Origin of the sequence: Curtobacterium sp. PhB170, assembly GCF_003752345.1 — a bacterium.
In the GTDB taxonomy this organism is placed as follows: Bacteria; Actinomycetota; Actinomycetes; order Actinomycetales; family Microbacteriaceae; genus Curtobacterium.
Map to the genome: position 1 here is coordinate 340,892 of NZ_RJUM01000009.1, position 17,378 is coordinate 358,269.

The 17,378-nt window shown below is 71.9% G+C and carries 17 protein-coding genes and 1 tRNA gene; 8 read left to right on the forward strand and 10 right to left on the reverse strand.

All coding sequences use genetic code 11. The features are described from left to right. Positions 1 to 252: 252 nt before the first annotated feature. Positions 253 to 1,305 carry a Gfo/Idh/MocA family protein gene (locus EDF40_RS05775; RefSeq protein ID WP_260212530.1) on the forward strand — a complete coding sequence of 351 codons (1,053 nt, stop codon included), beginning with the start codon at positions 253 to 255 and terminating at the stop codon, positions 1,303 to 1,305. Positions 1,306 to 1,421: 116 nt separating this feature from the next. On the opposite strand, the gene EDF40_RS05780 is transcribed toward EDF40_RS05775, so the two are convergent. After that, positions 1,422 to 2,018, reverse strand: coding sequence for an NAD(P)H-dependent oxidoreductase (locus EDF40_RS05780; protein ID WP_185002809.1), 597 nt, complete (start codon positions 2,016 to 2,018; stop codon positions 1,422 to 1,424). Between the two features lie 89 nt (positions 2,019 to 2,107). Between EDF40_RS05780 and EDF40_RS05785 the strand changes: the two genes are divergently transcribed. Beyond that, positions 2,108 to 2,620 carry an MSMEG_6728 family protein gene (locus EDF40_RS05785; RefSeq protein WP_123338805.1) on the forward strand — a complete coding sequence of 171 codons (513 nt, stop codon included), beginning with the start codon at positions 2,108 to 2,110 and terminating at the stop codon, positions 2,618 to 2,620. 69 nt (positions 2,621 to 2,689) lie between these two features. Here EDF40_RS05785 and EDF40_RS19145 read toward each other — a convergent pair. The 7 genes from EDF40_RS19145 to EDF40_RS05820 form a co-directional block, all read right to left on the reverse strand. Continuing rightward, positions 2,690 to 2,771 (reverse strand) — tRNA-Ser (locus EDF40_RS19145). A gap of 322 nt (positions 2,772 to 3,093) precedes the next feature. Further along, positions 3,094 to 3,360, reverse strand: coding sequence for a hypothetical protein (locus EDF40_RS05795; RefSeq protein WP_131921776.1), 267 nt, complete (start codon positions 3,358 to 3,360; stop codon positions 3,094 to 3,096). 93 nt (positions 3,361 to 3,453) lie between these two features. After that, positions 3,454 to 4,629 (reverse strand): cysteine desulfurase family protein, encoded by a 1,176-nt coding sequence (locus tag EDF40_RS05800; RefSeq protein ID WP_123338803.1) that lies wholly within the window; start codon positions 4,627 to 4,629, stop codon positions 3,454 to 3,456. A gap of 2 nt (positions 4,630 to 4,631) precedes the next feature. Further along, positions 4,632 to 5,510, reverse strand: coding sequence for a carboxylating nicotinate-nucleotide diphosphorylase (nadC, locus tag EDF40_RS05805; RefSeq protein WP_123338802.1), 879 nt, complete (start codon positions 5,508 to 5,510; stop codon positions 4,632 to 4,634). Further along, the gene (gene nadB, locus EDF40_RS05810) at positions 5,507 to 7,138 is read right to left on the reverse strand and encodes an L-aspartate oxidase (protein ID WP_123338801.1); all 1,632 of its coding nucleotides are present in this window, start codon (positions 7,136 to 7,138) and stop codon (positions 5,507 to 5,509) included. The genes nadC and nadB overlap by 4 nt, the downstream gene beginning before the upstream one ends. 37 nt (positions 7,139 to 7,175) lie before the next feature. After that, positions 7,176 to 8,447: a quinolinate synthase NadA gene (nadA, locus tag EDF40_RS05815; RefSeq protein ID WP_123338800.1), complete on the reverse strand. Its 1,272-nt coding sequence runs from the start codon at positions 8,445 to 8,447 to the stop codon at positions 7,176 to 7,178. Positions 8,448 to 8,455: 8 nt separating this feature from the next. Beyond that, complete coding sequence (locus EDF40_RS05820; protein WP_111084339.1) at positions 8,456 to 9,154, reverse strand: NrtR DNA-binding winged helix domain-containing protein; 699 nt, start codon at positions 9,152 to 9,154, stop codon at positions 8,456 to 8,458. Positions 9,155 to 9,320: 166 nt separating this feature from the next. Between EDF40_RS05820 and EDF40_RS05825 the strand changes: the two genes are divergently transcribed. The 3 genes from EDF40_RS05825 to EDF40_RS05835 all read left to right on the forward strand — a co-directional run bounded on the left by EDF40_RS05825 (position 9,321) and on the right by EDF40_RS05835 (position 12,505). Continuing rightward, positions 9,321 to 9,602, forward strand: a complete 282-nt coding sequence (locus EDF40_RS05825) for an acylphosphatase (RefSeq protein WP_228509678.1) — start codon at positions 9,321 to 9,323, stop codon at positions 9,600 to 9,602. A gap of 132 nt (positions 9,603 to 9,734) precedes the next feature. Beyond that, positions 9,735 to 11,216 carry an MDR family MFS transporter gene (locus tag EDF40_RS05830; RefSeq protein ID WP_123338799.1) on the forward strand — a complete coding sequence of 494 codons (1,482 nt, stop codon included), beginning with the start codon at positions 9,735 to 9,737 and terminating at the stop codon, positions 11,214 to 11,216. A gap of 41 nt (positions 11,217 to 11,257) precedes the next feature. Further along, the gene (locus tag EDF40_RS05835; protein ID WP_123338798.1) at positions 11,258 to 12,505 is read left to right on the forward strand and encodes an FAD-binding protein; all 1,248 of its coding nucleotides are present in this window, start codon (positions 11,258 to 11,260) and stop codon (positions 12,503 to 12,505) included. 126 nt (positions 12,506 to 12,631) lie between these two features. Here the strand turns inward: EDF40_RS05835 and EDF40_RS05840 are convergent, their stop codons facing one another. Then, complete coding sequence (locus EDF40_RS05840; RefSeq protein WP_123338797.1) at positions 12,632 to 13,126, reverse strand: 2'-5' RNA ligase family protein; 495 nt, start codon at positions 13,124 to 13,126, stop codon at positions 12,632 to 12,634. A gap of 146 nt (positions 13,127 to 13,272) precedes the next feature. On the opposite strand from EDF40_RS05840, the gene EDF40_RS05845 reads away from it, so the two are divergent. From EDF40_RS05845 to EDF40_RS05855, 3 genes are read left to right on the forward strand one after another with little or no spacing between them, the layout of a single operon-like run. Continuing rightward, complete coding sequence (locus EDF40_RS05845; protein ID WP_123338796.1) at positions 13,273 to 14,226, forward strand: MetQ/NlpA family ABC transporter substrate-binding protein; 954 nt, start codon at positions 13,273 to 13,275, stop codon at positions 14,224 to 14,226. Beyond that, positions 14,226 to 15,356: a methionine ABC transporter ATP-binding protein gene (locus EDF40_RS05850; protein ID WP_123338795.1), complete on the forward strand. Its 1,131-nt coding sequence runs from the start codon at positions 14,226 to 14,228 to the stop codon at positions 15,354 to 15,356. Before EDF40_RS05845 ends, EDF40_RS05850 begins: the two co-directional genes overlap by 1 nt. Positions 15,357 to 15,406: 50 nt before the next feature. After that, positions 15,407 to 16,024: a methionine ABC transporter permease gene (locus tag EDF40_RS05855; RefSeq protein ID WP_111084480.1), complete on the forward strand. Its 618-nt coding sequence runs from the start codon at positions 15,407 to 15,409 to the stop codon at positions 16,022 to 16,024. A gap of 538 nt (positions 16,025 to 16,562) precedes the next feature. Here EDF40_RS05855 and EDF40_RS05860 read toward each other — a convergent pair. Then, positions 16,563 to 17,339, reverse strand: a complete 777-nt coding sequence (locus EDF40_RS05860; protein ID WP_111084345.1) for an endonuclease/exonuclease/phosphatase family protein — start codon at positions 17,337 to 17,339, stop codon at positions 16,563 to 16,565. Between the last annotated feature and the right edge of the window lie 39 nt (positions 17,340 to 17,378).

The window sequence follows — 17,378 nt, forward strand, 5'->3', positions numbered from 1 at the left end:
CGGCGCCGCTGCGGCCTCGGAGTGGAACCTCGGCGTCACGCGGACGGCAAGTCGTGGAACCCGGCGGTCGCGCACGTCGCCCACGTCGCCCACGTCGCGCACGTCGCGGACGTCGCGCCCGTCAAGCGCGCACGTCGCGCCCGACACGTGCGCACGAGGCGGACGGGAGGCCCGTGGCGGGGCCGCAGCGGGCCTCCCGTCCGCCTCGTTGGAACGTTCCCAACGCTGGCTGGACGCGCTAGGTTCATATGTATGGACAAAGTGCGCATCGGACTCATCGGCTACGGCATCGGAGGGCGGGCGTTCCACCGCCCGTTCCTGCTGGACGCGGAAGGCATCGACCTCGTCGGTGTCGTCGCCCGTTCGGCCGCCAAGCGCGAGCAACTCGCGACCGACCTGCCCGGCGTCACCGTGCACGACTCCCTCGGTGACCTGATCGCCGCGGACGTCGACGCCGTCGTCGTCACCACTCCCCCGTCCACCCGGCGCGAACTCGTCCTGCAGGCGATCGCCGCCGGGGTCGCCGTCGTCGCGGACAAGCCGTTCGCCCCGGACCCGGCCACCGCGCGCGAGATCCGGCAGGCCGCCGCCGACGCCGGCGTCGTGATCACGCCCTTCCACAACCGCCGCTGGGACACCGACCTCACCACCCTCCGGAACGTGCTGGACGCCGGACGGGTCGGGACGCCACTGCGCTTCTGGTCCCGCTTCGACCTGGTCGAGCGGCACGGCATCGCGACCGGCATCGGCGGCGGCGTGCTCTCCGACATCGGCTCGCACCTGGTCGACCAGGCCGTGTCGTTGTTCGGACCGATCGCCCGGGTGTCCTGCACGCTCGACGTCCGCGATGCCCGCTCGCTCGGCCGTGACCAGGACGGCCAGATCGACGCCGGCTTCACGCTCGCAGCGACGCACGTCTCCGGTGTCGAGTCCATCCTGACGTCGAACAAGGCCGGGTGGCTGGGTGCACGGCAGCTCCGCCTCGACGGTGTCGACGGCACGTACGAGGCCACGAGCACCGACGTGCAGGCACAGGCAGCCGTGGCGGGTGCGTCACCTGCCGACGACCGGTCGGCCTGGGGAGTCGAACCCTCGTCCGGGACCCTCACGACGGAGTCCGGCACGGTCGACGTCCCGTCGGCACAGAGCTCCTACACGGACTACTACGAGCGGTTCGCACGGGCCGTCCGCGGGCTCGGTCCGGTGCCGGTGCCCGTCGACGACGCGGTGCACGTGGTCGAGGTGCTCGACGCGGCGCGCCGGTCGGCGGCGTCGGGCGAGACGGTCACCGTCCCCACTCCGTAGGGCGTTCCTTCCCACGACATCTGCGATGCGAGGTCGAATCGGGCGTACCTGGTGAGAACTTCAGACCAGGTACGCCCGAATCGACCAGGAACGCGCGGAAGGGCGGCGGCGGCGGGTCAGAAGTCCGCGGGGCGCCGCACGTCGGCCAGGCCGGCCGTGGCGAAGCCCCCGCGGATGATCGGGATCGCCCGCCGCACGGCCTGGTCGATGCGGAGTTCGAGGTCGACGTTGCCGATGTCGTAGCCACCTTCGCGCTTGGTGAAGTCGCGCTCGTTGCCGAACACCCCGATCGGCAGCGTCGTCGACTGGAAGAAGCCGAACAGCGGGCGCATCTGGTGCTCGACGAGCAGGGCGTGACGGTCGCTGCCGCCCGTTGCGGTCAGCAGGACCGGAGTGTCGACGAGGTCGTACTGCCCGATCCAGTCGAAGAACAGCTTGAACGCGCCGGAGTAGGCGGCGCGGAACGCCGGGCTGCCGACGACGAGCACGTCGGCGGCCTCGACCATCTCGAGTGCCGCCCGGGTGCGCTCGGACATCGCCTCACGCGAGGACGCGGCACCGAGGTCGGCCAGGAGCGGGCCGATCTCGATGGTCTCGGTGCGGGCACCCTCGACCTCCTGCCCGAGGCGCGCCACCGTGGCCGCGACCAGGGTGGACGTCCTCGAGGGGTCCGAAGGGCTACCGCTGACGCCGACGACCAGTTCTCCACTCATGCGGTCGATGCTCACACGCCTGCCACCGGGGCGGTCCGCGTGTGACGACATGTGTCGGGTGCCAGGCCCCCCGGGTAGCGTCCCGCGGCATGCAGACGTTCTTGCCGTACGCCGATTTCCGGGCCTCTGCCGAGGTCCTCGACGACCGGCGTCTCGGCAAGCAGCGCGTGGAGACCCTGCAGGTGATGCGGGCGCTGACGCTGCCGGGGTACGGCTGGCAGCACCACCCGGTCACCGCGATGTGGCGCGGCTACCGTCCGGCGCTGATGGCGTACCAGGAAGCGACGTGCCGCGTCTGGCTCGACCGCGGGCACGTGGACACCTGCCTGGAGAAGACGCTGCTGGACCTCGGGCGGGTCCCGGAGGACCTGGCGGCGTACGAGCGCGGCGACGTCCCGATCCCGCCGTGGAACGACGACGAGGCCCTGCACGCGTCACACCGCTCGAAGTTGGTGCAGAAGGCGCCGGAGCACTACCGCGCGCTGTTCCCGGACGCACCCGACGACCTGGACTACGTCTGGCCGGGCACGCCGGACGCCCCGGGCAGCACGGCCGCAGCCGTCACGCCACCGGGATCCACCGCGCACCGTCACGACGCGTGACGACGTCGGAGCGGATCTCGACCACGTCGCGGAGGCCGTGCACGGCCCGGTCGCGCACGACCGCTGCCGTGGCGTCGTTGTCGGACTCGAACCGGACGACCGCGCACGGCACACCGCGCAGCAGGCGGACGTCCTGCGCCTCGACCACGGCGTGCTCGGCGACCAGCCGGGCCGCAGCGGGCAGGACGGCGTCGGGCGCGGTGCCGGCGGCGAGCGCGCCGATCGCCAGGGTCACACGGTACGAGGGCATGCTCCGACGGTAGCGGGAGCGGGAGACACCGGGAGCCCGCCGTGGGCTGCAGGGGAACTGACGTCGTTCAGGGGGTCGACGTCGGCCCACGGCGGGTCGCGGTGTGTGGCGGGACGCGACGACAGGGGGAACGTCGCGCCCCGCTCCGGATGTCGATCAGGGGTATCGGCATCCGGTCTGGGGCACCGGCCGGGTCACGGGAGGAGCCGGGCGGTGTCGGACCTCAAGGGTGTTCGGTGTCCTCTCGGTACCGGTCCGTCTCGATCGGTGCGGGCATCGACCGTCGAGCGGCGGCGGGTCGGATCATGGGGAGCAGGGCGCTCCCGACGGTCGCGAGGGCTCCGACGGCGGCGATCAGCCCGAGGGGGGCGGTGCCGAGGTCGTGCTGCGCAGCCAGGGCGAGCGCGACGAGGGTCGCCGGTGCGGGCAGGAGCTGGACCGCTCGGAAGCGGTCGTCCCGTCGTGTCCGGGTCATCATCACGTTTGCCATGTGGACACTCTGGCGCAGATTCCGTGTCCGCATAAGGGGGGACACGACCCCACTCATGGAGTAGAACGTCTAGTACACCCTGCGTTCGACACGTCAGCCGAGTGCGCGGACGGTGGCCACGGCGTCCGCGACCGCTCCGACGACGACCGGTACGTCCTCCGCGGCGAGGGAACCGTCGAAGGTGAGTCGGAGCGCGGTCCGGGCGACCTCGTCCGGGATCCCGAGCGCGGTGAGCACGTGCGACGCCTCGGTGCTCCCCGCGGCGCAGGCGCTGCCCGACGAGGACACGACGTCGCGCCGTTCCAGCTCGAGCAGCACGGTCTCGCCGTTGACCCCGGGGAAGCAGAACGACGCGTGCCCGGGCAGCCGGTGCGCGCGCGACCCGGTCACGAACGCGCCGGGGACGGTGGCGAGCACCCCGTCGAGCACGGCGTCACGGACGGTCGTCGCGGCGGCGGAGGCAGCAGAACCACCGGAGGCAGCAGCACCGCCGGAGGCAGCAGCACCGCCGGAGGCCACCAACCCGAGCGCCGTCGCGACCGCCACCGCGCCGGCGACGTCCTCGGTGCCGGAGCGTCGGCCCCGCTCCTGTCCCCCGCCGTGCAGCAACGGTTCGACGGGCACCCCCGACCGGACCGCGAGCACGCCGGTCCCCTTCGGCGCCCCGAGCTTGTGCCCGGACAGCGACAGTGCGTCGACGCCCAGGACGTCGAGCCCGACCAGCAGCCACGGCGCGGACTGCACGGCGTCGGTGTGGAAGCGCGCGCCGACCGCGTGGGCCTCGGCGGCGAGCGCCGGGACGTCCTGCACGGTGCCGATCTCGTTGTCGGCGTGCGCGATCGACACGAGGGTCGTGTCCGGCCGGAGCGCCGCGCGCAGCACCGACGGGTTGACCAGGCCGTCCGACGCGACCGGCAGCACCGTGACGTCGAAGCCGTGGAAGCGTGCCAGGTACGCGCAGCTCTCGAGCACGGCCTCGTGCTCGATCGCGCTGGTGACGACGTGGCGTCCGCGTGGGGCGGCGAGCGCGATACCCTTGACCGCGGTGTTCGCACCCTCGGTCCCACCCGTGGTGAAGACGACCTCGGCCGGTCGGCAGCCGAGCACGCCGGCGACCGTGGCCCGTGCAGCAGCGAGCCCGCGCGCGGCCTCGTCCCCGACACCGTGCGTCGACGACGGGTTGCCGAACACCCCGGTCAGGTACGGCCACATCGCCTCGAGGACCTCGCGGCGGACGGGGGTCGTGGCCGCCCGGTCCAGGTAGAACACGGTCAGTCCCCGGCCGCCACCGCGATGTCGAGCCCGAGGTCGAGCGCCCGGGCCGAGTGCGTGAGCGCCCCGACCGAGATGACGTCGACCCCGGTCGCGGCGATGGCCGCGACGGTGTCGAGGGACACTCCGCCCGACGCCTCGACGAGCGCACGACCCGCGACGATGCCGACACCCGTCTCGAGCTCGGCCGGCGTGAAGTTGTCGAGCATGATCGTGTCGACGCCCGCCGCGACGACGGGCTCGATCTGGTCGATGCGGTCCACCTCGACCTCGACGTGCACGGTGTGCCCGAGTCGCTGCCGTGCTGCGGTGATCGCGTCACCGATGCCGATGCCACCGGCGAGCAGCACGGCCAGGTGGTTGTCCTTGGCCAGCACGGCGTCGGACAGCGACGTGCGGTGGTTGTGCCCGCCGCCGCAGCGCACGGCGTACCGCTCGAGCGCACGGAGCCCTGGCGTGGTCTTCCGGGTGTCGACGATCCGCGCCGAGGTGCCCGCTGCGGCCGCGACGTGGGCCGCGGTGGCGGTGGCGATCCCCGACATGCGCTGCACCAGGTTCAGCGCGACCCGCTCGGCGCGGAGCACCGAACGCGCCGACCCCGTGACGGTGGCGAGCGTGTCGCCGGCGGTGAACGCGGACCCCTCGTCGGCGTGCAGGGTCGCCCGGATCGACGGGTCGACCGCGTGCATGACCGCCACGAAGACGGTCCCGCCGCTCAGTACTCCGGGCTCACGGGCCGCGAGCGTCGCCGTCGCGGTCGCGTCGGCCGGGATGAGCGTCTCGCTGGTGACGTCGCCCCAGGGCGCGTCCTCTTCCAGCGCGGTCTCGATGACGCGGCGCAGGGCGTGCGGCGGGATGGTGCCGGGGTCGATGGTCATGCGGGAACCTCCTGCGGAACGGCGATGTGTCGAGTGACCGTCTCGGCGACCCAGGCGTACGAGGCCGGGGCTGCTGGATCGGTGTCGGGGTGGTCGGTGCGGGCGTGGGCGCCGCGGGACTCGGTGCGGGTCTCGGCGGCGAGCGCCACCAGCCGTGCCAGGTCGAGCAGTGCGCGGTCTTCGTGCTCGCGCACGCCGCCGGTGGCGGGCGCGGTGAGCGCGTCGAGCTCGCGCCGGGCGCTCGCCAGTCCGGTCGCGTCACGCAGCAGCCCGACGCGGTCGGTCATGACGGCCTGGACCGCCTGCCGGACGGCACCGACGTCGTCGAGGTGGGTCGCGCCTCCAGGCAGGGTCTGACGGGAGGCGCGGATCACGTCCGCCGCTCGGGGAACGCTGGTCACGCGCAGGTCTGCGTTCCCCCGCAGGCGGAGCAGGCCGGGCCGGGGTCCGGCGACCGCGTCCGCTGCGCGGACCGCGAAGACGAGTCCCTCGAGCAGGGAGTTCGAGGCCAGTCGGTTCGCGCCGTGGACCCCGGTGCATGCGGCCTCGCCGATGGCCAGCAACCCCGGGAGGCTGGTGCGCCCCTCGGCGTCGGTGGCGATGCCGCCCATCGAGTAGTGGGCCGCCGGGGACACCGGCACCCCCTGTCGGGTCCAGTCGAAACCGGCCGCACGGGTGGCCCGGGTGAGTCCGGGGAACCGTCCGGTCAGGAAGTCCGCGCCGAGTCCGGTGGCGTCGAGGAGCACGGGTGCGCCGCCCTGGTCGCGGACGGCGGCGGCGATGCCGCGGGCGACGACGTCGCGCGGTGCCAGCTCGGCGTCCGGGTGCACCGACGTCATGAAGCGGCGTCCGCGTGCGTCGCGGAGGACGGCTCCCTCGCCGCGGACGGCCTCGGAGACGAGACCTCCGTCCGGCACCGCGAGGCGGGTCGGGTGGAACTGGACGAACTCCAGGTCGGCGACCACCGCTCCGGCACGCCACGCGGCGGCCACGCCGTCCCCCGTCGCCACGAGCGGGTTGGTGGTCTCGCGGTACAGGTGTCCCGCTCCCCCGGAAGCGATCACGACGGCGTCGGCGTCGATCCGTCGGGGTTCACCGAGCAGGTCGAGGACGTCGATGCCGACGACGGTGCCATCACGCACGACCAGGTCGGTGAGGCAGGTGCGCTCGAGGATCGTGACGTGCTGGCGGTGCAGCGCGTCGATGAGCGTGCGCTCGATCGCCGCGCCGGTCGCGTCGCCGTCGGCGTGCACCACGCGCCAGCGTCCGTGCGCGGCTTCGCGCCCGCGGGCCAGGTCGTCGCCGTACCGGTCGAGCGCCGACGGGTCGGTCGAGCGGTCGAACGGCACACCGAGGGCGAGCAGGTCGCGGACCCGCGCCGCACCGTCGGTGCAGAGGACCTCGACGGCGCGCACGTCCGCGCTGCCGGCCGCCGCGACGTGGGTGTCGGCCTGGTGCAGTGCCGGCGAGTCGTCGGCACCGAGCGCCACCGCGACCCCGCCCTGGGCGTACGCGGTGGCACTGTCGGCGAGCGCACCCTTCGTCACCAGCGTGACGTCGTGGACGGCGCTGGCACGGATCGCTGCGGTCAGTCCGGCGATGCCGGAGCCGACGATGACGACGTGCACGGTGGTCTCCCTCGGTCGTTCGGGTTCGGGCTCGGGTTCAGCCGCGGGGCTTGGCCGCGAGCATGCGCTCGAGCGCGACCTTGGCGTCGGCCTGGACCTCGGCGGGGACGACGATCTCGTTGAGGACCTCGCCACGCACCAGGGCCTCGAGCACCCAGGCGAGGTAGCCCGGGTGGATCCGGTACATCGTCGAGCACGGGCAGACGACCGGGTCGAGGCAGAAGATCGTGTGCTGCGGGTACTCGGCGGCGAGCCGGTTCACCATGTTGATCTCGGTGCCGATCGCGAACGTGGTCGGTTCGGTGGCCGCGGCGACGGTCTTCCGGATCAGGTCGGTGCTGCCGGCGTGGTCGGCGGCGTCGACGACGGCCATCGGGCACTCCGGGTGGACGATGACCTGGACACCGGGGTGCTCGCGTCGGGCCTGGTCGATCTGGTCGACCGTGAAACGGCGGTGCACCGAGCAGAAGCCGTGCCAGAGGATGACCTTCGCCGCTTCGAGGTCGCTCGTCTCGTTGCCGCCCAGGGGCTTCCGGGGGTTCCACATCGGCATCAGGTCGGTGCTGATCCCCATGGCCTTGGCGGTGTTGCGACCGAGGTGCTGATCGGGGAAGAACAGCACGCGCTGCCCGCGCTCGAACGCCCACTCGAGCACCGTCGCGGCGTTCGAGCTGGTGCAGACGATGCCGCCGTTGCGCCCGCAGAACGCCTTCAGGTCGGCAGCGGAGTTCATGTAGGTGACGGGGATGACGGGCACCCGGCCGTCGGCGTCGGGCTCGGTGCCGTAGACGGCGGTCAGCTCGGCCCAGGCGGCCTCGACGCTGTCGATGTCGGCCATGTCCGCCATCGAGCAGCCAGCGGCCAGGTTCGGCAGGATGACGCGCTGGTCGTCGCGGGCCAGGATGTCGGCGGTCTCGGCCATGAAGTGCACGCCGCAGAACACGATGGCCTCGGCGTCGGGCTTCGTCAGCGCCGCGTTGGCGAGCTGGAAGGAGTCACCGAGGAAGTCCGCGTGCCGGACGACCTCGTCCCGCTGGTAGAAGTGCCCGAGGACGACGACCCGGTCGCCGAGCGTCGCCTTCGCCCGCTCGATGCGCGCGTGCAGCTCGTCGGTCGGCGCGGTCTTGTACTCGTCCGGCAGCACGCCCTGGCGCGGTGCGCTGGTCGGGATGACGTCGGTCATCGACGAGCCCGGGCCGTACCCGGGCCGGGAGTCGAAGTCCCACGTGGGCATGGCGAGGTCGGGCGTGCAGGTGCTGCCGCCGGCCTTGCCGTTCGAGATGAGGTCGATGGTCGTCGCGATGGACACGGTGGTTCCTATCGGTTCTGCGGTCGTGTGCCCTGCTGCAGCGGGCCGTTGTCCGCGTAGGCCAGGTCGGGGTTCGAGCGGTACAGCCGGGCCGGACGGTGCCGACCCCCGCTCGTGGTCTCGTCGGTCGGCAGGATCGCGTCGGTCTTCTCGACCTGCCGACGGAAGTTCGCGGGGTCGAGCGCGCGCCCGAGCACCGCCTCGTACACCCCGCGCAGCTCGGCGAGGGTGAACCGGTCCCCCAGGAAGGCCTGGGCGATGCGGGAGTACGACATCTTGGTGCGGAGCCGCCAGAGCGCGTACTCCACGATCCGGTCGTGGTCGAAGGCGAGCGGCGGGTGCTCGTCGGCGAGGAACCAGCGGACGTTCCAGTCGTCCGGCACGACGTTCGCCTCGTCCGGGTGCACGAGCGCCCAGTACACGATCGACACCACCCGGCTCGGTGAGCGGCCGACGTCGCCGAACGCGTAGAGCTGTTCGAGGTAGCGGGGCTGGACGTTCGTCGTCTCGCGCAGGCGGGCTGCGGCGGAGTCCTCGAGTCCCTCGTCCACGCCCACCCAGCCGCCGGGCAGCGCCCACGACCCCTCGAACGGTTCGGCCACCCGGCGCACCAGCGGCATCCACAGCGCCGGTGCACCGGTGTCGGGGTGCGGGCGCAGCGCGACGATCACGGTCGAGACCGCGACGCGGATGCCTGCTTCGTCCATGGTGGACCTTAGTGTCAGTCTGACTCGAAGTGTTCGGGTTGCGATGACACTATCACCGCTGCGCGGTGTGTTGCGCCCGTGAGGGACTCCGGGTTGTCACGAACCGGAAACAGATCGTCACGAGGCCGAAAACTCCGGGAGGCCCCGCGTGGATACGGTGAGGACCATGACGACGGTGACGAGGATGCATGCCGTGGTGTCGGGGACCGTCCAGGGGGTCGGGTTCCGGTACTGGACGGCACGGAAGGCCGACGGGCTCGACCTCGTCGGGTACGCCAGGAACCTCTGGGACGGCACCGTCGAGGTCGAGGCCGAGGGGCCGTCGGTCGCGGTGGAGACGTTGATGGAGTGCCTGCGGAGCGGGCCGCCGTCGGCCACCGTGACGGACGTCGACCTCCGGCCGGTCGTGCCGCACGGCGACGCCGACGGGTTCGCGATCCTGCACTGACCCGCCGACACCGACCGTTCACCTGCGGATGTCGGTGCGGAGCGGAATAATCGAATCCACTCAGGCGGTTGCCCTGTCTGCGCGTTCTGCGCCACCTCGTTCCACCAGTCGTGATCCACCAGGAGCTCCCGCATGACCCAGGCCGTCGATTCCGCCCCCCGCACGGGAAGCGTCTCGCAACCGACCGCTGCCGAGACCCGACTCGTGATCGGGCTGCTGCTCGTGTCCGCGTTCGTCGTCATCCTCAACGAGACGATCATGGGCGTGGCGCTGCCGCGGCTGATGGACGACCTCGACATCAGTGCGGCGACCGGGCAGTGGCTGACCACGGGCTTCCTGCTCACCATGGCGGTCGTGATCCCGATCACCGGGTTCCTGCTGCAGCGGTTCAACACCCGCCCCGTCTTCGTCTGGGCGATGGGCCTGTTCTCGGCCGGCACCCTGATCGCCCTGCTCGCACCCGGCTTCACGCTGCTGCTCGTCGGCCGCATCGTCCAGGCCAGCGGCACCGCGATCATGATGCCGCTCCTGATGACGACGGTGCTCACCCTCGTCGACCCGGCCCACCGTGGCCGCATCATGGGGAACATCTCGATCGTCATCTCGGTCGCGCCGGCCATCGGCCCGACGATCTCCGGGCTCATCCTCAACGCGTTCTCGTGGCGTTGGCTGTTCGGCTTCGTCCTGCCGATCGCGATCGCCGCGCTCATCCTCGGCATGGTGAAGGTCCGCAACGTCTCGACGCCCCGCCGGGCACCGCTCGACGTGTTCTCGGTGATCCTGTCCGCGTTCGCGTTCGGTGGGATCGTCTACGGCCTGTCCAGCATCGGCGAGGCCGGCACCACCGGCCTGTTCGTCCCGGTCACCGCGCTCGTCGTCGGTGCCGTCGCCCTGGCGGTCTTCATCGTCCGACAGACCCGACTGCAGCGCACCGACAGCGCCCTGCTCGACCTGCGCACCTTCCAGACCCGCGGCTTCACCGTCCCGATCGTCGCGATGGCGCTGAGCTTCATGGCGATGTTCGGCACGCTCATCCTGCTGCCGATCTACCTGGAGCGCGTCCTCGGGCTCGAGGTCCTGAACGTCGGACTGCTGCTGCTCCCCGGCGGGCTGCTCATGGGGCTCCTCTCCCCCATCGTCGGACGCATCTACGACCGTCGCGGACCGCGCGTACTGCTCATCCCCGGCTCGATCATCGTCAGCGCGGTGCTCTGGGCGCTCTCCACGGTCGGCGTGGACACCAGCGTGTGGTTCGTCCTCGGGGCGCACGTCGTGCTGAGCATCGGCCTGGCGCTCACCTTCACCCCGCTGTTCACGGCGGCGCTCGGTGGCCTGCCCCCGAAGCTCTACTCCCACGGCAGCGCGGTCCTCGGCACGGCGCAGCAGCTCGCCGGAGCCGCCGGCACCGCTCTGTTCGTCACCCTGCTCACGATCGGCGCCGCCACGGCAGCGACCGGCGCGGGTGCGGATGCCGTGGCCGCTGCGACCGCCTCTGGTGTGAAGACCGCGTTCATGGTCGGCGCGGTGATCTCGCTGTTCGGCATCCTGGCATCGGTCTTCGTCACCCGTCCGGCGGTGCCCGAAGGCGCGCCGACGCCCCCGCCCGCGCACTGACCGCGGTGCCGCCCACGGGTCCACGTGGCATCGTGGGCGGCATGCGGTCGACGGCGAGCGAACTGAACTGGTCCGGCACGGTCACCTACACGGCCGAGCAGGTGCTCCGACCGGGCTCGATCGACGAAGCAGCCGAGGTCGTCGCACGCTCCCCCCGGGTGCACGGGCTCGGCACCCGGCACTCGTTCAACGACTCCGCCGACGCTCCGGGCGTCCTGCTCGACCTGACCGCGATCCCCACCGACCTGGTCGTCGACCCCGAGCGGCGGACGGCGGCCCTCGGAGCCGGCACCCGCTACGGAGTGGTCGCTCCCGACCTCGACCGCGCCGGGTTCGCGCTGCACAACATGGGATCGCTCCCGCACATCTCCGTCGGCGGCGCGGTCGCCACCGGCACCCACGGCTCCGGCACCACCCTCGGCTCGTTGACCACCGCGGTCCGGTCCCTCGAACTGCTCGGTCCCGACGGTTCGCTCCGGACCGTCGACCGCACCGACCCGGCGTTCCCCGGGACCGTCCTGCACCTCGGGCTGTTCGGCATCGTGACCCGGGTCACACTCGACCTCGAACCCACGTACCGGATGCGGCAGGACTCGTACGGGCCGTTCCCGTGGAGCACGTTCACCGACCACGTCGCCGCAGTCCACGCAGCCGGGTACTCGGTGTGCGCTTACACGGTCTTCGGCGACGAGATCAGCGAGGCGCTCGTGAAGTCCCGGGTGCCCGACGGCGCCGACGACGTCGCCGTGCCGGGCGACCTGTTCGGCGCACCCCGGCTGCCCGGCTCCCCCGGCGACGGCCACCACACGGCGCGCGACGGCTCGGTGGGACCGTGGTGGGACCGGCTGCCGCACTTCCCCATCGAGTCCGTGCCGAGCCACGGGTCCGAGGTGCAGAGCGAGCACTTCGTCCCGCTCCGGCACGCGGCGGCGGCGCTCGACGCCCTGCGCGGGCTGGCCGACCGCATCCAGCCGCACCTGCACGTGTGCGAGCTCCGGACGATGGCGGCCGACGACCTCTGGTTGAGCCCGACCCAGGGCGAGGACGTGCTCTGCATCGCGTTCACCTGGCAGAAGCACCCGGAGGCGGTCGCTGCGCTGCTGCCCGACCTCGAGGCGCGGCTCGCACCGTTCGACGGGCGACCGCACTGGGGCAAGATGAGCTCGCTCGACGGCGACGCGATCGCGGAGCTGTACCCGCGGGTGGCGGACGTCCGTGAGCTGATCGCACGAGCCGACCCGGACCGGACGTTCGCATCCGCGTTCGGCGAGCGGGTGCTGCGGGCCTGACCCGCGCCTCCAGTCCGACGCCCCCGCGCCCCTGCACACCCGCGCACCCGCGCACCCGACGCCCCGGAACCAGGTTCCGCAGTCCCTTTGCCGTCCGGGAGGCCCGGGGCCGGTCCGCAGCGCGCGTCAGCGCAGGCGGGTGACCACCTTCACATCCCCGTCCCAGTGCCGGAGACCGCCCACGGTGAGCACCTCGGGCAGGGGCGCGTCCGCAGCGAGGACCCGGAGCGCCGCCGGCAGGTCGACGTCGCGGATCCGCCGAGCGAGGGTGACGTGCGGCGCCCACCGACCGGGCAGCGACGAGTCGACCGAGCCCGGAGCGGCGGCGTCGACCGCGTGGTGGAAGCGGGCCAGTGGCTGGTCGACGACCACACCGAGGCCGAGCACGTGCCGACCGGGCCCGGCCGGGAAGAGCAGGAGACCGGCGACGCGCAGGGCCTCGGGTACGGCGACGTCGAGGTCCGTCGGGACGGCAACGGCCTCGCCGGCCACGAGGGTGACGTGCGGGTCGTTCGTCCCCGAGTGGCCGAGGCTCGGCAGCTCCGCGGCGACGAGGGTCTGCCAGAGTGCCCGGACCGCTCGGTCCGAGGGGCCGTCGAGGACGAGTTCGATGCTGCGCACGTACCGAGTGAACCAATGCACCCCGTGACGGCGATGTAACACGGCGGAACGGGACTCGCACCGGGGACGCACGCCCGTCACACTCGACTCCACGCCGCGGACCACCGCGGCTCCCCCGCACAGCACGGCCCACGAGGAGCACCAGCATGTCCGCAGCCCCCGCACTGCCCGAGAAGCCGAAGGGCAAGCGCCCGATCGGCTGGATCATCGCCGCCGTCATCGTCGTCGTGGCGATCGTCGTCGCCGTCATCGTCGGAGTCGTGCGCTCCGGTGGCGACAGCGGTGGCGCTGCCGCCGGTGACGCCGCGCCGAAGACCGTCACCATCGGCGTCTCGGACAAGTCGCTGCCCTACTGGAACACCTACGTGAAGGCCGCCAAGGAGCAGCTCAACGTCACCGTGAAGCTCCAGAACTTCTCGGACTACTCGCTGCCGAACCCTGCGCTCAAGGACAAGCAGATCGACATCAACCAGTTCCAGCACATCCAGTACCTGGCGAACTACAACGTCACCTCGGACGACGACCTGCAGCCGATCGGCGCGACGGCCGTCTACCCGCTGCCGCTGTACTCGACGAAGGTCTCCGACGTCGCGGACTTCGAGGACGGCGCGAAGGTCGCGATCCCGAACGACGCCATCAACGAGGCCCGTGCGCTCCTGGTCCTGCAGGCCGCTGACCTGCTCGAGCTCAAGGACGGCGGCAACGCCTTCTCGACCACGGCCGACATCACCTCGCACAAGGTCGACGTGCAGACGCTCGACGCCTCGCAGACCGCGAACGCCCTGCAGCAGGGTTCCGTCGAGGGCGCGATCGTCAACGTGAACTACGCCACCTCGGCCGGGCTCGACACCAAGGACGCGATCTTCCAGGACGACCCGAAGAGCGCCTCCGCCGCCCCGTACGTGAACGTCTTCGCCGTCCGCGACGCCGACAAGACCAACAAGACGTACCTCGACCTGGCGAAGCTGTTCCAGGACGAGGCCGTGCAGAAGGTCTTCGCGAAGGACTACCCGGACGCCGTCCCGAGCGACGAGAGCGCCGCCTCGCTGCAGAAGGAGCTCACCACGGTCGAGTCCGACGCGAAGGCGGCAGCGGAGTAGTGCCGGTCCTCGTCGAACTCCGCGGCGTCTCGAAGCACTACCGCCGCGCCGACACCGGCGAGACCGTGGTGGCCGTCGAGGACGTCTCCCTGGACGTGCACCAGGGAGAGGTCCTCGGCGTCATCGGGTACTCCGGCGCCGGCAAGTCCACCCTGGTCCGCCTGGTGAACGCCCTCGAGCTGCCCAGCTCCGGGACGGTCACCGTGGCGGGCAAGGAACTGACGGCGATCCCCGAGCGGGATCGCCGTCTGGCGCGTCGCAACATCGGGATGATCTTCCAGCAGTTCAACCTGTTCCGGTCCCGCACCATCGCCGGCAACGTCGCGTACCCGCTCAAGGTCGCCGGCGTGCCGAAGGACGAGCGCGACCGTCGCGTGGCCGAGCTGCTCGACTTCGTCGGGCTCCTCGAGCGCGCCCACGCCTACCCGGAGCAGCTGTCCGGCGGTCAGAAGCAGCGCGTCGGCATCGCGCGGGCCCTCGCGGCGTCGCCCGACCTGCTGCTCGCCGACGAGGCCACCAGCGCCCTCGACCCGGAGACCACGTCCGAGGTGCTCGGGCTGCTCCGCCGGGTGAACAAGGAACTCGGCGTCACGATCATCGTCATCACACACGAGATGGACGCCGTCCGGCAGATCGCCGACCGCGTCGCCGTGATGGAGCAGGGTCGCGTCGTCGAGGTCGGGGACGTCTACGACGTGTTCTCCACGCCGAAGACGGGCGCTGCGCAGCGGTTCGTCCGCACCGCGCTGCACGACCGCCCCTCGGTCGACACGCTCGCTCGCCTGCGCGAACGCCACCCCGGTCGTCTGGTGACCGTGCAGATCACCGACGAGGCCGGGCTGCAGAACCGGATCGACGCGGTGTTCCGGTCCGCCGGGGTCACCGCCGAGCTCGTCTACGGCGGGGTCGGCGAGATCCGCGAGCGCCGGATCGGTTCGCTCACGTACGAGCTGACGGCCGGCGGGGTTGCCGACGCTGGTGCTGGTGCTGGTGCCGGTGCCGGTGCGGGTGCCGGTGCCGGTGCCGGTGCTGGTGCTGGTGCTGGTGCTGGTACACCGGACGCCATCGACCGCGCCGTCGCCGCCCTGCGCGCCGACGGGGTCACGACCGACGAGGAGGCAGCAGCGTGAACAACTCGTTCCAGAGCGTGATCGACACGTTCGACGTCTTCCTCGCCGCCATGCGCGACACCATCGTGATGTCGCTCGTGTCACTCGTCATCGCCGGCGTCATCGGGCTCGCCCTCGGGCTGCTGCTCTACGCGACCCGTCCGGGCAACCTGCTCGGCAACCGCACCGCGTACACGATCATCAACGTCGTCGTGAACCTGGTCCGGCCGATCCCGTTCGTGATCTTCCTCGCCGCGATCGCCCCGCTGTCGCGCGTCGTGGTGCAGACCACGATCGGCGTGCCCGCGGTGACCTTCGCGATCTCGCTGGCCGCGGCCTTCGCCGTGTCGCGCATCGTCGAGCAGAACCTGCTCGCGGTCGACCCCGGCGTCGTCGAGGCGGCTCGAGCATCGGGTGCGCACCCGATCTCGATCCTGCTGACCGTCCTGATCCCCGAGGGCCTCGGGCCGCTCATCCTCGGCTACACGTTCATCTACATCGGCATCGTCGACATGACGGCGCAGGGTGCGTTGATCGGCGGCGGTGGACTCGGCGAGTACGCGATCACCTACGGATCGCAGCGGTACGACTGGTGGATCGTCTACGTCTCGGTGGCGGCGATCGTCGTCATTGTGCAGCTCGGCCAGTTCGTCGGCAACCGGCTGGCGCGCGCGACCTTGCGTCGCTGACGCGGGCGCGCCGCGCGCGGCGTGTGCTGCGACCTCGCCACGTGCCGTGGTCGTGACTGCCTGGAGGCCCGGTGCCGGTTCCTGGAACCGGCGCCGGGCCTCCAGCGCGTTGCCGGGTTGCGGGCACACCCCGGGTCGTCCGCCGAGCGGTCTCGGGTTTCCACGACGCGCCGCTCACGTCCGCCGAGGTTCCACGACTTGCCGCACGCGATACGCCGAGGTTCCACGAACGCCCGTTTGGGCCGCCGAGGTTCCGAAATCTCGGAGTGTCGGGGCAGCGGCCCGGGCGGGCGGGACGGGCGGAAGGGGCGGGACGGGACGTGCCCCGGGCGGGCCGGGCGGGACAGGACGTGCCCCGGGCGCCGCTCGGAGCCGTCCTTGCTCGGTCCGGTCGCCGAGGTTCCACGACTCGCCGCATGCGATCCGCCGAGGTTCCACGAAGGCCCGCTGCGAGCGCCGATATGCCGAGATTTCGGAACCTCGGGAGTAGCGGGGCGGGGCGTCGGCGGGCGGGGGCGGGCGCGGGCGGGCGCGCGGGTCAGGCGGCCGGGGACTCCACGGTCTCGATCGTGCCGGTCGCTCCGGGGTGCTCGTAGTGTGCGCGCACCAGGATCGGACGGTGGTCGGAGATGCCCGCCGGCAGGGTCTCGACGCCGGCGATGTGCAGCCCGACGCTCGTGGCGAAGTCGAAGTGGCCCGTGAACTTGCGGTAGCGCAGGTACGTCGGCTGGTCGGACAGCGACAGTGCGAACCCGCCCTGCTCGATCTTGCGGCGCAGGTTCGTCTGGAACCAGGGGTAGTTGAAGTCGCCGACCATGACCGCGGGGACGTCCTTCGCGAGCTCGCGGAGGAACTGGTGGGCCGCCTCGATCTGCTTGCGACGCAGCGAGTTCGTCGCGGTCAGCGGTGAGGCGTGGAACGAGGCGACGACGACCTCGGCGTCTGCCTCGGTGTCGCGCAGGTGCATCGCGATGAGCCGTTCGTGTGCGGGTGCGAGGACCCGGTCGTGCAGGGACTTCTGCAGCGAGTGGATGCTGAAGTCCTGCACCTCGAAGCGGTCGTCGCGCTTGTAGATGGCGAGTCCGAGGCGGTTCGTGCGGGTCGACGCGGCGAGCGACAGCCCACCGATCGACGGGGCCAGGTCGTTGCTGTCGCACTCCTGCACGCAGAGGACGTCGGCGTCCGAGGCCTCGGCCAGGGCGGCGAGTTCACCGTTCGCGGTGTGCTCGCGGAGGTTGTAGCTGACGACCCGGAGGGCAGTGGGCGGCACGCCTGCGTCGGTGGCGATCGTGCTCTGCTGTTCTGGCGCGGCCATGCTGCCTTCCTGTCCGGGTGGTCCGGGTCACCCTGCCGC

Excerpts from the sequence above, each read along its gene's own strand:
- EDF40_RS05860 (WP_111084345.1), bottom strand. The coding sequence starts at position 17,339 with ATGGCCGCGCCAGAACAGCAGAGCACGATCGCCACCGACGCAGGCGTG.
- EDF40_RS05825 (WP_228509678.1), top strand. The coding sequence starts at position 9,321 with ATGACGACGGTGACGAGGATGCATGCCGTGGTGTCGGGGACCGTCCAG.
- EDF40_RS05775 (WP_260212530.1), top strand. The coding sequence starts at position 253 with ATGGACAAAGTGCGCATCGGACTCATCGGCTACGGCATCGGAGGGCGG.
- EDF40_RS05855 (WP_111084480.1), top strand. The coding sequence starts at position 15,407 with ATGCGCGACACCATCGTGATGTCGCTCGTGTCACTCGTCATCGCCGGC.
- EDF40_RS05830 (WP_123338799.1), top strand. The coding sequence starts at position 9,735 with ATGACCCAGGCCGTCGATTCCGCCCCCCGCACGGGAAGCGTCTCGCAA.
- EDF40_RS05845 (WP_123338796.1), top strand. The coding sequence starts at position 13,273 with ATGTCCGCAGCCCCCGCACTGCCCGAGAAGCCGAAGGGCAAGCGCCCG.
- EDF40_RS05835 (WP_123338798.1), top strand. The coding sequence starts at position 11,258 with ATGCGGTCGACGGCGAGCGAACTGAACTGGTCCGGCACGGTCACCTAC.
- EDF40_RS05820 (WP_111084339.1), bottom strand. The coding sequence starts at position 9,154 with ATGGACGAAGCAGGCATCCGCGTCGCGGTCTCGACCGTGATCGTCGCG.
- EDF40_RS05795 (WP_131921776.1), bottom strand. The coding sequence starts at position 3,360 with ATGGCAAACGTGATGATGACCCGGACACGACGGGACGACCGCTTCCGA.
- EDF40_RS05785 (WP_123338805.1), top strand. The coding sequence starts at position 2,108 with ATGCAGACGTTCTTGCCGTACGCCGATTTCCGGGCCTCTGCCGAGGTC.
- nadC (WP_123338802.1), bottom strand. The coding sequence starts at position 5,510 with ATGACCATCGACCCCGGCACCATCCCGCCGCACGCCCTGCGCCGCGTC.
- EDF40_RS05780 (WP_185002809.1), bottom strand. The coding sequence starts at position 2,018 with ATGAGTGGAGAACTGGTCGTCGGCGTCAGCGGTAGCCCTTCGGACCCC.